This is a genomic window from Nocardia speluncae NBRC 108251, assembly GCF_001613245.1.
Classification (GTDB): domain Bacteria; phylum Actinomycetota; class Actinomycetes; order Mycobacteriales; family Mycobacteriaceae; genus Nocardia; species Nocardia speluncae.
This window is the reverse complement of the sequence record NZ_BDBZ01000004.1, coordinates 156309-169923: the sequence shown is the minus strand read 5'-3', so window position 1 is coordinate 169923 and position 13615 is coordinate 156309. Positions and strand designations below refer to the sequence as shown.

Here is a 13615-nt window from a genome sequence, read left to right as displayed (position 1 = left end):
GGCAGGTGCACCACTGGGCGGCGCTGCTGTTCGCGGCGTCGATCATCATCCACTTGTTCCGCATCTTCTTCACCGGCGCGTTCCGCAAACCGCGTGAAGCGAACTGGGTGATCGGGTCGCTGCTGCTGATCCTGGCCATGTTCGAGGGCTTCTTCGGCTACTCGCTGCCGGACGACCTGCTCTCCGGTACCGGTCTGCGCGCCGCGTTCTCGGGTATCACCATCGGCGTCCCGGTGGTGGGCACCTGGCTGCACTGGCTGATGTTCGGTGGCGATTTCCCCGGTGACATCATCGTGCCGCGTCTCTACATCGCCCATGTGCTGTTGTTGCCGGGCATCATGCTGGCGCTCATAGCCGCGCACGTAGCGATCGTGTGGTACCAGAAACACACCCAGTTCCCCGGCCCGGGCCGCACCGAGAACAATGTGGTCGGTTCCCGTATCGTCCCGGTGTTCGCCGCCGACCAGGGCGCGTTCTTCGCGTTCACTCTCGGCTTCGTTGCCCTGATGGGCGGATTGCTGCAGATCAACCCGATCTGGAACATCGGGCCGTACAACCCGTCACAAGTGTCGGCCGGCTCGCAGCCGGACTTCTACATGATGTGGACCGACGGTATGGCCCGCCTGATGCCGGCCTGGGAGCTCTATCTGGGCCCGTACACCATCCCCGGGGCCTTCTGGGTGGCACTGATCATGGGGCTCGTGTTCACGGTCCTCATCGCCTACCCGTGGATCGAGAAGAGACTCACGGGTGATACTGCCCGGCACAATCTGCTGCAGCGGCCGCGTGACGTCCCGGTGCGCACGGCGATCGGCGCCATGGCGATCACGTTCTATGTGGTGCTCACGTTGTCCTGCGTCAACGACATCATCGCGTTCAAGTTCGATATCTCGTTGAACGCGACGACCTGGATCGGCCGTATCGGTCTGCTGGTCGGACCGCCGATCGCGTACTTCCTGGCCTACCGGTTCTGCATCGGCCTGCAGCGCAGCGACCGGGCGGTCCTGGAACACGGTATCGAAACCGGTGTGATCAAGCGTCTGCCGCACGGCGAGTACATCGAGGTGCACCAGCCGCTGGGCCCGGTCGACGACCACGGCCACCCGCTGCCGCTGGAGTACCAGGGTGCGGTGGTACCCAAGAAGATGAACCAGCTGGGTGCGGCAGGCCAGCCGGGCACCGGTAGCTTCCTGCGTCCCGACCCCCGTGCGGAGAGCGAACAGCATTTCGCGACCGAACTGGAAGAGGAGCACAGGCAGCTCGCCATCCTCAAACGAGTGCAGGACGAAGCGCGCTCGAACGGCGACCACGGGCACTGACCCGTGGGCCGGGCGGCGAGGCCCGCCCGTACCGCATACAACAGGCCCCCTGGTTATCCAGGGGGCCTGTTGGCGTTCCGGTGCCGGGCGACCTCAGCTCGCGCGACGGCGGGCCACTTCGATGGCCTCGAATTTGGCGAGATTGTGCCGTGCGTCGGCCAGCGCGTCGTGCGCATCGCGCGGGGGCGGCGGTAGCTCCGGGCGGCCGTGCGCGTCCCAGTGCTGCCGCAGCTCGTTCGTGTAGCGGGGCAGGTCGGGCGGTAGATCCACCATCGAACCCCACAGCTGGCACAGCACCACATGGTCGTAGGCGCCGACCCACGCCCACATCTCGGGCTGCACGGTCGCGCGCGGTACCAGGAACCGGTGCAACTCCTCCCGGATCTGTGCCCGGGTTCGCCACAGTGGCGATGTCTGTGGGGGCAGCTTCGGTAGTACATGCTTGCTCACCCAGGGCCCGGCTCGACCGGCATCGAACTCCGTGGAGACGGCATAGAACTCCCGCCCGTCCTCACAGACGACGCCGATCGATACGAGATCGATCACGCGACCGTCCTCGATGAATTCCGAATCGTAGAAATACCTCAAACCGGTGGGTCTCCTCGGTGGTCGACAGAACGCACCGAGCTTAGTTGTGCGCTCCGACGCGCCGGAGCGCGCCCGGAAACACCTCCGGAAATACCCCGGGATCGGCCACCACTTATCCTGAACTGGTGAATTGGACCGTCGACGTACCCATCGACCGTTTGCCCGAGCTGCCGCCCTTGCCCGCCGAACTGCGTAAACGGCTCGACGACGCGTTGTCGCGCCCGGCTTTGCAGCAACCGTCCTGGGATGCCGGGCAGGCAGCGAATATGCGGACGGTACTGGAGAGTGTGCCGCCGATCTGCCTGCCCGCCGAGGTGGACGAGCTGCGAGAGCAGCTCGCCGAGGTCGCGCGCGGCGAGGCCTTCCTGATGCAGGGCGGGGACTGCGCGGAAACCTTCGCCGACAACACCGAACCGCATATCCGCGGAAACCTGCGAACGCTGCTGCAGATGGCCGTCGTGCTCACCTACGGCGCCAGCCTGCCGGTGGTGAAGGTCGCGCGGATCGCCGGCCAGTACGCCAAGCCACGGTCCTCCGATACCGACGCGCTCGGCTTGAAGTCCTATCGCGGCGATATGGTCAATTCGCTGGTAGCCGAGGCCGGTGTGCGCCAGCACGACCCGTCCCGCCTGGTACGGGCCTACGCCAATGCCAGCGCGGCGATGAACCTGGTACGGGCACTCACCAGTGCGGGTATGGCCGATCTGCATCGGGTGCACGATTGGAACCGGGACTTCGTGGCCCAGTCGCCGGCCGGTGCCCGCTACGAGGCGCTGGCCGAGGAGATCGACCGCGGCCTGCGGTTCATGACCGCCTGCCGGGTCAACGACCCCAGCCTCAAATCGGCCCGCATCTACGCATCGCACGAGGCGCTGGTGCTGGATTACGAGCGCGCCATGCTGCGCCTGGCCGAGAACTCCGCAGGCGATCCGGTTCTCTACGACCTGTCCGCGCATTTCCTGTGGATCGGGGAACGCACCCGCGGGCTCGACGGGGCGCATATCGCGTTCGCCGAACTCCTCGCCAACCCGATCGGCGTGAAGATCGGCCCGAAGACCACCCCGGCGCAGGCGGTGGAGTACGTGGAGCGGCTCGACCCGAACAACGAGCCCGGCCGGTTGACGCTGGTCTCCCGGATGGGCAATACGAACGTCCGCGAAGTATTGCCCGCGATCGTGGAGAAGGTGCAGGCCACCGGCCATCAGGTGATCTGGCAGTGCGATCCGATGCACGGCAACACCCACGAATCCTCGACCGGATTCAAGACCCGCCACTTCGACCGGATCGTCGACGAAGTGCAGGGCTTCTTCGAGGTCCACCATGCCCTCGGCACCCACCCGGGTGGCCTGCATATCGAGCTCACCGGTGAAGACGTCACCGAATGCCTCGGCGGGGCCCAGGACATCTCCGATCTGGATCTGTCCGGCCGTTACGAAACGGCCTGCGACCCCCGGCTCAACACTCAGCAGTCGCTGGAACTGTCCTTCCTCGTCGCCGAGATGCTGCGGTAGTCCTGCGGCGGGAGAAATCGACCTCGAACGTGCCGGCGCGCGAAAACTACGGCACGGCGACCAGCGAGACCGAGGCACCGGATTCGACGTTTGCGTTGGCAGCGGGCCGCTGCGAGATCACGACCGAGGAGTCGAGAGGCGCGAACTGACGTACCTCGACCTGCAAACCCAGCCCTTCCAACGTGCGCCGGGCTTCACTGACAGATTTGCCGACCACCGACGGCATGGTCACCGCCTCGGAGATCATCAAGGTGACCGAGGAACCGGCGTCGACGGTGGTGCCGACGCCGGGTTCGGTGCCGATGACGCGGCCCACCTCCACCAGTTCGTCGTATACGTGCTGCTCACCGGCGACGGTGAGACCGAGGTCCTCGAGTTTCGCGCGGGCCTGCTCCGGGGTGTCGGCGCGGATATCGGGCAGTTGGACCGGTCTGGAACCATTGCTCTTCCACACCTGGACGTGCGCGCCCGCGGGAAGCACGGTGCCGGGCGCGGGATCGATCCGGGCCAGAGTGCCCTCGGGTGCGGTGCTGGCGACTTCGCCGGCGTCGACCGGTTGCAGGCCCTGATCACGGACCAGCTGCTGGACCTCGTCCCAGTCGGCACCGGGCGAGACCGCGGGAACTTCCGGTTTACCGCTGGACACGAGGATATCGACGGTCGAGCCCTTGGTTTCCCGAGCGCCCGGCCCCGGATCCGTGCCCACCACACCACCGACGGGCACGGTATCGGAGGCCTTGTCTCGGGTACCGGTCTCGAAACCGGCCTCCTGGAGTTCCGCGGTGGCCTGTTCGACCGTCATCCCGGCGACCGAAGGCACCGAGTTGTAGCGGCCCATACCCAGCCACCAGCCACCGATCCCGACCAGCAGCGTCAACACCACCACCACGGCCGTCCAGATCATGCCGTTGCGGCGCTTGGCGGCCTGGCTTTCCTGGTAGGCGCTGTACTGGGTGGGGCGCTGCGGTGGAATATAGGCCGGCGGCGGGGGTTCGTTACGCGGCTGCGCCGTGGTCACCATCCGGGTGTGCTGCGGGCCCTGCGGCGTGACGGGTTCGGGCACCGGGCGGGCAACGGGCTGGTGGGCGCTGGTGTGTTCCGCCGATTCCTGCGGCGCGGGGACCTGGTAGTCGGGTAGGTTCAGCCGCCCGGCGACGGCTCGTAGTTCGGCCACCATCTCTGTGGCGTCGGCGAACCGGTGCCCGGGTTCTCGGGCGGTCGCGCGGGCCACCAGCCGGTCGAATTCGGGCGGCACCCCGGAGATGAACTCGCTCGGGCTCGGAACGTCGTTCTCGACCCGCTGATAGGCCACCGAGAGCGAATTGTCGCCGGTGAACGGCACCTTGCCGGTGAGTAGTTCGAAGATCAGGATGCCGAAGGCGTACACATCGCTGCGAGCGTCGGCGTTGCCGCTGGTGACCTGTTCGGGCGAGAGATAGGCGGCGGTGCCCAGGATGACGCTGGCGGAGGTGGTGTTGGCGGCGGCGACGGCGCGGACCAACCCGAAATCGGCGATTTTGACATCGCCGCCGTCGGAGATCAGCACATTCTCCGGTTTCACATCGCGATGCACCAAGCCGGCCGTATGCGCGACCCCGATCGCGGCCAGCACCGGTTCCGCGACGGCGCGGACTGCATGCGGCGGCATGGGCCCGCGTTCGCGCAGCAGCTCCCGCAACGTCCCGCCCTGGACCAGTTCCATCACCAGGAACGGGTACTCGCCGTCCATGCCCTGGTCGTACACCTCGACGAGGGACGGATGTTTGAGCCCCGCCACCGCGCGAGCCTCGAACTCGAACCGGGTCAGGAACTGTGGATCACCGGCGAACTTGGGATCCATCACCTTGATGGCGACCTGCCGGCCCAGCCGCGTGTCCACACCCCGGAACACCATCGACATCCCGCCCCGGGCGATCGGTGCGTCGATCCGGTAGCGCCGATCCAATACGGCGCCGATCAATTCTGCTCCGGCTGTCACGAACCTCTCCACCCTCGTACCGCGTCCACACGGTCGCCGCCGATGCGGCTCCCACATGTTATCGGCCGAGCCGGTGCGGGTGTCTCACTGCGTGCGGGGGCCGCCGTCTACGGTTGTTCCTGTGAGTACCTTTCCCTGCAGTGCCGATGTCCTTCCCGCTTCGGTACCGCTGCTCTCGTTACCCGATGTCGCGAAGAATCTGGGTGTCGTGGTGACCCGGGTCCACCAGATGCTGCGGGACAATCAGCTGCTCGCGGTTCGCCGCGACCGCGTAGTGGGGATCCCGGAGATCTTCTTCGACGAAACGGGTGCGGTGCTGAAGTTCCTGCCCGGCCTGATCACGGTGATGCGCGACGCCAAGTACACCGACGAGGAGATTATGGAGTGGATCTTCACCGACGACGACACACTGCCCGGTAAACCGGTGGAGGCCCTGCACGGGCCGCTGGCCCGCGAGGTACTGCGCCGCGCCGCCGCCGACCCGTTCTGACACCACCGTCGACCGGAACGGCCGCCGGTGGCTACCGCAGCGCGGCGCCGGCCGCCAATCGCAGCCGACGATGACTCGGGACCACGGCGCGCCGCGCGAATACGTCGTAACCATTGTCTTCGATACGGTCCAGGATGGCCGCGTACACGGTGGCGGCGGTGCGGATACCCGGCCGCACCCGCGGACTGAGCAGCGCGATGCCAGGGTATGCGCGGCGGTAGAGGTGGCGGTTGACGGCGATGAGGTGCGCGAGTGCGCGGCGGACCCGGCGATCGGTGCTCCGGGTCCGATGGCAGTACACCAGCAGCTCCTCGCCGACGCCGAATGCGGCGAGCTCGTCTGCGGGCAGGTAGATCCGGTCGCGGTCGAGATCTTCGCCGATATCACGCAGGAAATTGGTGAGCTGGAACGCATTGCCCAACGCTGCCGCCGCAGGCTCGGCCGCCGCGCGGGGCACAACCGTACCGAGCACCGGCAGCAACTGCAGGCCGATGGCCGCTGCCGATCCACGCATGTATTCGTCCAGAGCGGCCATGGTGGGGTAGCGGTTCCGGAACAGCGGTGAACCGGGGGCGTCCATGCGCATGGAGTCCAGGAACGTCCAGAAATGGCGCGGGTCGATAGCGAACCGGGTGACGGTGTCGGTGAGCGCTGGGGCGATCTCGTCGAACTCGGCGGGGAGCGCGCCGGGCCGGGGTGAGTCGAGCGAGGTGGTCGCACAGGAACGAGGTGGGGCGGGCGGCGTGGTCACGCTGGGCGGTGACCACGCGGTGCGAAGGGCGAGCTCGACGGAATCCAGCACTGCTGCCGGGGCCTGCCGAAGCGCCGGGCCGTCGACGATATCGTCCACCATTCTGGCGAAGGCGTAGAGGGCGTGGACGGCGGGGCGCTGCCCGGCGGACAGCAACCGGGTCGCCAGGTAGTAGGTGCGTCCGTGGACAGCCGCCGTCCGGCGGCAGCGGGCGTACGCCCGGCGCAACGTTGCGGCGTCGGCGTCGCGGCGGGAACCGGTGGTGAAGGCGGCCTGGTGCTCGCGTAGTTCCGGGCGGGCCCGGCGATCGACATCCTGTCCAGCTGCGGTGTCGTAGGTAGCGGTAGCGGCGGCACCGGGATCAGGGGGCCGGCCGCCTCTCACATTCCTCGAAATGCGATCCGACGGGGGCTGCGACATCGAGGCCGGTGCGGGTGACTGCGGTGTCGTCGAGGGCGGGGCAGATGCTGCCTCCCCGGACTGTCCCGCGGCGCGGAGACCGAGTTCGCGGGCGATCTGCGGACCGCGCTCGGCGTTCACGGTCCAGCGGTGACAGTGGGCGTCGAGACCTGCCGCGGCGTTCCGCGCAGGCGCAGCGGATCCACTGTCCGCAGCGAGAGCGCAGCGACGACGGCTGCGAAGGTCGCGGCGGCGACATGCCAGAAGTTGTAGAGCCCGATCGAACCGTCCGGCTGGAACACCAGCATCAACCAGGTGCAGACGCCGACCAGTGTCATGAGCGTGGTGGTCGACAGTGCGAACCCGGCGGCCAGCGCCAGCGGCCACGAGTAGTACCAGGGCAGTGCGGCGGGCGACAGGATGATGATCGCGACAAAGGCGATCGAGATACCCAGCACCGCATCGCGTTCGGAGAGCTTGAACCGCCACCAGGTCCATACCAGCAGCGCCAGCAGCGCCAGCATGCACAGGAAACGGGTCACATCGAGTACGGGGTCCTGGTCGAAGGGGGTGATCCAGGTGGTGGCATGCGCCAGGATCGTCGGGAGTGACAACCAGTTGATGATCTTCTGCGACCCGGACAATGCGGTGAGCCAGCCGATCCCGACCCCGGCGATCGCCGACGCTGCCACGAACACCACCGCGAACACCGCCAGGCCGAGTGAGGCGATCTTGGTGAACATCTTCCAGTGGTGCGCCAGGAATTCCCGGCTACTCGTCGCGAGCGCAGTACGCTGGCCGTCCTCGGCGCGTCGGTCGCGTTCGTGCAGCATCCAGATCCACACCAGGAACGGCAGTGCCACACCGGCGGTGGCCTTGATCGCGACCCCGATGGCCACCACCACGATCCCCGCCACATGATGACGCTCCAGGACCAGCGCGATCCCCGCGCACATCAGGCCGACCATCAGCATCTCGTTGTGCACGCCGCCGATCAAGTGGATCAGCACCAGCGGATTGAGTACGGCCAGCCACAGCGCGACCGTGGGCCGGCCACCGAGATGTTTGGTCAGATAGGGCACCGCCCACATCATCAGCACCAGACCCGGCAGCATCACGAACCGTAGCGCGATGGTGCCCGCGACCACGCTGTCACCGGTGACCGCGGTGATGGCGCGACCCATCAGCAGGAACACCGGGCCGTAAGGGGCCGTGGTGGTGGTCCAGACGGTGCTCACGTTGTCGAGCAGGACGCCCGGGTTGGCGACCGGGCCCACCTGATACGGGTCGAAACCGTCGCGCAGTAGCGCGCCCTGGGCAAGGTAGGAGTAGGCGTCGCGGCTGAACATCGGCACCGCGAACATCAGCGGGGTGATCCAGATACCGACGATGGCACGTAATTCGTTGAGGCGCACATCACCGGAGTGGCCGCCGAAGCCCAGTGTGATGCGGCCCAGCCGCACCCAGGCGGCCACCATCATCAGCACGCCGGCCCATACACAGATCATCGACAGCGCGTATCCGTGCCCGAATCGCAACCAGGACAGGTGCACCGCTTCGAGTAGCGGATCGCGTTTGCGCACACTGCCGGCCCCGAACCCGCCGAAGGTGATCATGATCGCCCCGGTGAAGCCGAGTAGCGCCGCATGTCCTTCCGGGCTACGCAGGAAATCAGCGCAGAACCGCAGCCAGCCCAGTACGCCGGGCGCGAAACCGGCCCGGCCGGATACCTGCGCAGGAGCGGGCACGGCCGGTGCAGGGGCGTCGGCGCCGGGGAGCTGGACGGCGGTGGCGGCAGTGTGCGTATGGGGGGCTGGCATCAGTTGTCGTTCCCCCCGGGTGGTCGGCGGTCGCAACCGCAGGCGAATAGGTCGGCGCTCAGTTTACGGCTTCCCTCCGGGAAGCCCGCCGGACGGTCGCGGGGGCACGCGTCCGGGCACCGCGATTCTCGCCCACAATGCGCTGTGCCGCGAGTTTTCCCGACAGCAGCGCGGTGGGAACTCCGACTCCCGGCGTGGTCCCGCAACCTGCCAGGACCACGTTCTCGCTGCCGCGCGGGAAGTTGCGCGAACGAAACGGGCCGGTCTGGCGGAACAGGTGCGCCGCCGAGAAAGGAGTCCCGGCGATCATGCCCTGATCTCGCCACGTCGCGGGCGTGTCGAGCCGGTCGACGACGAATTCGCTCGTAATCCGGTGGTATCCGCGCGCTTCCAGTGCCGAGAGGAGTTCCCGCAAATAGGCCGGGCCCAGCCGGTCCCAATCCAGTGGCGCCGAATCCAGGTTGGGGCACGGTGCGAGTAGTGAAAACGGTTCGTAGCGGACCCCGTCACGAATGAGGTACAGGCCGGGATCGCTCAGGGCGGGGCGGGTGAGCAGCAGCGACGGGTCGCTCATCGGCCGGCCGCCGCGCCGCGCAGTGATCTCGCGGAAGGTCTGCGCCCAGGCGGCACCGAAGTCGATGGTGTGATGCGCCTGCACCGGCCACTGTCCGGTCACCGCGACCGGTACGAGCCCATGCGCGACCACCGCCGCCGGCGAGGCCCGCAGACCGCGGCGCGGCCGGACTCCGAAGCGGTCCAGCGATCCGAGATCCGCGGTGAGCACGACCGCGTCGCAGGGCAAGGTCCGGCCGCCGGCCGTTACCACGCGCTGTGCCCGGCCCAGGTGGTAGTCGATACCCGTCACCTCGGTGCCGAGTGCCAGCCGGCCGCCCGCGGCGGTGAATGCCCCGGCGAGAGTATCGGCGACCGCCCGCATACCTCCTTCGGGGAAAAAGACACCGAGACCCGTATCCATATGAGGAATGGCGCCGTACACGCCCAGCGCCTGCGCGGGCGCCATACCGGCGTACAGCGCCTGGAAGGTGAACAGGCGGCTCAACCGGGGGTCGCGCAGCGTACGGGTGACGCGCCGGCCCAGCCGGCCGAATGCTCCGAGCGCGACGAGGTCGAGCAGAGCCGCGCGTTTCGCCGGAATCCGCACCAGATCCAAGGGGGAATCGAAATTCGCCGCCAGGAATTCGTCGTATTCGGCGCGGTATACCCGCCCGAGCCAGTCACGCAGCCGGCGGTAGCGTACGGCCTCGTCCGGGCCGCAGACCCGCGTCACCTCCGCGCTCATCCGATCGGCGTCGGAGTAGACGCGCAGATCGGATCCGTCGGCGAAGCGGGCGTGATACGCCGGGGCCAGCGGCCGGATCCGTAACGGGGGCACCGCGGAATCGGTATCGAGACCCACGGCGGCCAGCGCATCGTCCACGAGTTCGGGAAGGGTGAGGATGGTGGCGCCGGAGTCGATGTCGTACCCGTCGAACCGGTAGCGCCCCATCCGGCCGCCGGGGTGGTCCGCGCGCTCCAGCACGGTGACGGAGCAGCCGGCGCCGGTCAGGTACAGCGCCGCCGACAGCCCGGACAGCCCGGCCCCGACCACCACGACCCTATCCACCGGGCCCCGCACGGTCCTCATCCGAGCTCACCGAACCCGGACCTCGCAGCCGCCTCCGGTCCTGACCTGTTCATGCTGTGTCGATGGGGCATGTGCGGGGGCCCTGCGTGGTGACGCTGCGCTACCGCCTCCGGGCCCGGCCCGCTCATGCCGCGCGCCGGGTGGCGGCGAGCGCCATCGCCTCGAGCCGGTCCTTGGCCTCGGGAGTGGCGGAGCTGGCTTCGATGGCGGCGAGGCCCTGGTCGGTGAGTTCGGCGATCCGGGTTTCCACGGCATCGACCGCGCCCAGTTCGATCAGCAGTTCGCGTAGTTCGCCCACCTGCTCGTCGGAGAGGTCGGTGCCGATGGCGGTGCGTAACCGGTCGCCGGCGGCGGGGTTGTCCGCCGCGGCCCGCTGCAGCGCCTCGGCGACGAGGACGGTGCGTTTGCCCTCGCGCAGATCGTCACCGGAGGGTTTTCCGGTGACCTCCGGATTTCCGAACACACCGAGCAGATCGTCGCGCAATTGGAAGGCGATCCCGATATCGGTGCCGTAGGTACGGTAGGCCGCGACCAGACTTGCCTCGGCGTCGGCGAGGGCCGCACCGAGATGCAGTGGGCGCTCTACCGTATAGGCAGCGGTCTTGTACCGGTTGATCCGCAGCGCCGCCGCCACGGATTCGTCGCCGCTGGCCTCACCGTGCACATCGAGCAGCTGACCGCCCAGCACCTCGGTGCGCATACCTGCCCACACCGGGGCGAAGCGGCCCAGCGCCGCCGGGTCCAGGCCGCTGCTGTGCACCATATCGTCGGCCCAGGACAGGGCCAGATCGCCGAGTAGAATCGCGACCGATTCGCCGTAGTGCGCGGAATCGCCCGCCCAGCCCTGGTGGCGATGACGCTGTTCGAAGTCCACGTGCACGGTGGGGAACCGGCGGCGGGTGCGGGAACAGTCGATGATGTCGTCGTGGATCAGCGCGCACGCCTGTACCAGTTCGAGCGCGGCGCAGGCCTGGAGAACGGCCGCGGCCCGGTCGCCGGCCGGGTCGCCCCCGGCGCCCAGCCAGCCCATCCAGGCGAAACCGGGCCGGGTGCGTTTACCGCCGCGCAGCACGAACGATTCGAGCGCGCCGACCGCCTCGACGAATACCGGCCCCAGTGCGGTGACGGCCTCCGCGCGGGTGGCGAAGTAGCCGGTCAGCGCCTGTTCGACGGCGGTCGCGAAGGCCGCTGTCCCCGGGACGGCCGAGAGGGGACCCGAACAGTTCGGAGTTTCGGTTCCGGTTCCGGCGGACAGGATGACCTCCCAGATCGTTGCTCGCTATGGGCGCCGGCCACCGAGATCGCCCGCAGGGGTCCCTCCGATGGTGTCCCATGGTCACCCGCCGTGGCGGCGGGACCTGATCGCAGAATACGCGCGGGCAGGGCTCCAGCAGCAACGGGCGGTGCGCTGTGCAAGGGAGAGGCTCCGGACGCCCGGACTCACGGCTCTAGACTGGCCCGGTGACCGGAAAAAGTAGCGCGCAGGCTCGGCCCTTCGGGACCGGGTCGGTCCAGAGCCGATTGTGCTGGTATGGCGCGGCGCATCCTCGTCGCCGGGCGGGCGGGGAGGCCGAACGCCTGCGGAACGGATACGGGACCTCTACCTGTGGGGGCGGTCTGCTGTGAAGCCGGAACCCACCGAGATACCGCACGGCGGTACGGCAGGAGTTCCGGTCGGCAACAGCCGGGAGGACGTCGATCTCTACAACGAGCGAGTCCAGGCCTCCGGCCGGGGGAATCCCACGACACCGCAGCTCTCCACGACCCCTTCGGTCGTGCAGAGCCTGGATCGGCACGCCGGTGCGGGCGTGCCTTTCTCCGTGGAATTCTCGCCGCCCCATGACGAAGCCGGTGAGCAGCGGTTGTGGCGTGCGGTGCGCACCTTCGAGCGCATGCATCCGGCCTTCGTTTCCATGACCTACGGCGCCGGCGGCAGTACCCGAGATCGGACGGTGCGGGTCACCGGGCAGCTCGCTGAAGAGACCACGCTGCTACCGGTCGGGCATCTGACCGCTGTTGGGCACAGTGTCGCGGAACTCCGGTCCATTGTCGGCGCATACGCCGATTCCGGGATCACCAATATTCTCGTCCTGCGCGGCGACCCGCCGGGGGATCCGTTGGGGGAATGGGAGAAACACCCCGACGGTGTGGAGTATGCCGAAGAGCTGGTGCGGATCGTGCGCGATCTCGGCGATTTCCATGTCGGGGTGGCATCGTTCCCGCAGGGGCACCACCGCTCGCCGGACCTGGATTGCGATACCGCCTATCTTGCCGCGAAACTGCGTGCGGGCGCCGAGTATTCGATCACCCAGATGTTCTTCGATGTGGACGACTATCTGCGGTTGCGTGACCGGATCGCCGCCTTGGACCCGGTCGAGGCCGCGAAACCGATCATTCCCGAGTTGATGCCGATCACCTCGCTGCGCACCGTGGAGCGCGCCGAACAGCTGTGTGGCCGCCCGCTTCCGGAGCGAGTCCTGGAGCGGTTGCACCGCGCCGCGGGATCCGGTGCGGAGGAGGATCGCGCCGCGGTCCGGGCCGCCGGGATCGAGATCGCCACCGAAATGGGTGAACGACTGATTGCCGAAGGCGCCCCCTGCCTGCACTTCATCACGCTGAATTTCGCCAAGGCCACCAGTGAGGTGCTGACCAACCTCGGTTATGGGGTTACTGCGGCACCCTTGATCGCCTGACCCCGCGGAACTACGTGGTCCGCACGACGATCGGCGCGTGGACGCGGATCGTCGTGCGTTCGCCTTTCCGGAGAACTTCCAGAGCACGGTTTTCATGGCGCAGGATCAGCCCGGGGGCGCCGTCCACGGGGTCGATGATCTCGATCCCGGCGATCCGGTCGCCGTCGTGGTCGAGCCGGTCGCCCGGTTTGGCGGCGATGAACACCCGCCCGCCGACGACCCACCAGGTGCCCGGGAGGCCGGGCAATTGCTCGGGTGCTTCGCCGAGGTCGTGCTGGGCAATGGGGTCGTGCTCGCGGTGCCCACTATGCAGGAGGTTCGTGTAGCGGCTGTGCCACTGTGCCCACTCGGTCTCGACAACGGCGATGGTCATATGAGCCTCCTCGAACCCGGCCGGAAAGGGCCTGGTGCCCGCCGATCG

Annotated in this window: 11 protein-coding genes; 4 read left to right on the top strand and 7 right to left on the bottom strand. The window is 68.0% G+C overall.

Annotated elements, in window-relative coordinates; all coding sequences use genetic code 11:
- On the top strand, positions 1-1319 hold a 1319-nt coding region (qcrB, locus tag NS6_RS08055), incomplete at its 5' end, for a cytochrome bc1 complex cytochrome b subunit (RefSeq protein ID WP_068038932.1).
- A 93-nt stretch (positions 1320-1412) separates the two neighbouring features.
- Here qcrB and NS6_RS08050 read toward each other — a convergent pair.
- The gene (locus tag NS6_RS08050; protein ID WP_068038822.1) at positions 1413-1907 is read right to left on the bottom strand and encodes a polyadenylate-specific 3'-exoribonuclease AS; all 495 of its coding nucleotides are present in this window, start codon (positions 1905-1907) and stop codon (positions 1413-1415) included.
- A gap of 125 nt (positions 1908-2032) precedes the next feature.
- On the opposite strand from NS6_RS08050, the gene NS6_RS08045 reads away from it, so the two are divergent.
- A complete protein-coding gene (locus tag NS6_RS08045) occupies positions 2033-3418 on the top strand; it encodes a class II 3-deoxy-7-phosphoheptulonate synthase (RefSeq protein ID WP_068038819.1) in 1386 nt (461 codons plus the stop codon).
- Positions 3419-3464: 46 nt separating this feature from the next.
- Here NS6_RS08045 and pknB read toward each other — a convergent pair whose 3' ends face one another.
- On the bottom strand, positions 3465-5378 hold the full coding sequence (pknB, locus tag NS6_RS08040) for a Stk1 family PASTA domain-containing Ser/Thr kinase (protein WP_281211406.1): 1914 nt from the start codon (positions 5376-5378) through the stop codon (positions 3465-3467).
- Positions 5379-5517: 139 nt separating this feature from the next.
- Between pknB and NS6_RS08035 the strand changes: the two genes are divergently transcribed.
- Positions 5518-5886: an Rv2175c family DNA-binding protein gene (locus NS6_RS08035; protein WP_068038817.1), complete on the top strand. Its 369-nt coding sequence runs from the start codon at positions 5518-5520 to the stop codon at positions 5884-5886.
- Positions 5887-5917: 31 nt separating this feature from the next.
- Here NS6_RS08035 and NS6_RS08030 read toward each other — a convergent pair whose 3' ends face one another.
- The 4 genes from NS6_RS08030 to NS6_RS08015 all read right to left on the bottom strand — a co-directional run bounded on the left by NS6_RS08030 (position 5918) and on the right by NS6_RS08015 (position 11771).
- Entirely contained in the window at positions 5918-6865 is a 948-nt protein-coding gene (locus NS6_RS08030) for a phytoene/squalene synthase family protein (protein ID WP_068038926.1), read from the bottom strand.
- Positions 6866-7173: 308 nt separating this feature from the next.
- The gene (locus NS6_RS08025; protein ID WP_084470828.1) at positions 7174-8856 is read right to left on the bottom strand and encodes an alpha-(1->6)-mannopyranosyltransferase A; all 1683 of its coding nucleotides are present in this window, start codon (positions 8854-8856) and stop codon (positions 7174-7176) included.
- A gap of 58 nt (positions 8857-8914) precedes the next feature.
- Positions 8915-10501 carry a phytoene desaturase family protein gene (gene crtI / locus NS6_RS08020; protein ID WP_068038814.1) on the bottom strand — a complete coding sequence of 529 codons (1587 nt, stop codon included), beginning with the start codon at positions 10499-10501 and terminating at the stop codon, positions 8915-8917.
- Between the two features lie 124 nt (positions 10502-10625).
- Entirely contained in the window at positions 10626-11771 is a 1146-nt protein-coding gene (locus tag NS6_RS08015) for a polyprenyl synthetase family protein (RefSeq protein WP_371859314.1), read from the bottom strand.
- Between the two features lie 505 nt (positions 11772-12276).
- On the opposite strand from NS6_RS08015, the gene NS6_RS08010 reads away from it, so the two are divergent.
- Entirely contained in the window at positions 12277-13194 is a 918-nt protein-coding gene (locus NS6_RS08010; RefSeq protein ID WP_068038920.1) for a methylenetetrahydrofolate reductase, read from the top strand.
- Positions 13195-13204: 10 nt separating this feature from the next.
- Here NS6_RS08010 and NS6_RS08005 read toward each other — a convergent pair whose 3' ends face one another.
- On the bottom strand, positions 13205-13567 hold the full coding sequence (locus NS6_RS08005) for a hypothetical protein (RefSeq protein WP_068038807.1): 363 nt from the start codon (positions 13565-13567) through the stop codon (positions 13205-13207).
- Positions 13568-13615 lie beyond the last annotated feature (48 nt).

What these genes read in the sequence shown, in the direction of transcription:
- NS6_RS08025 (WP_084470828.1), bottom strand. Translation starts at nt 8,856, where the DNA reads ATGCCAGCCCCCCATACGCACACTGCCGCCACCGCCGTCCAGCTCCCC.
- crtI (WP_068038814.1), bottom strand. Translation starts at nt 10,501, where the DNA reads ATGAGGACCGTGCGGGGCCCGGTGGATAGGGTCGTGGTGGTCGGGGCC.
- NS6_RS08005 (WP_068038807.1), bottom strand. Translation starts at nt 13,567, where the DNA reads ATGACCATCGCCGTTGTCGAGACCGAGTGGGCACAGTGGCACAGCCGC.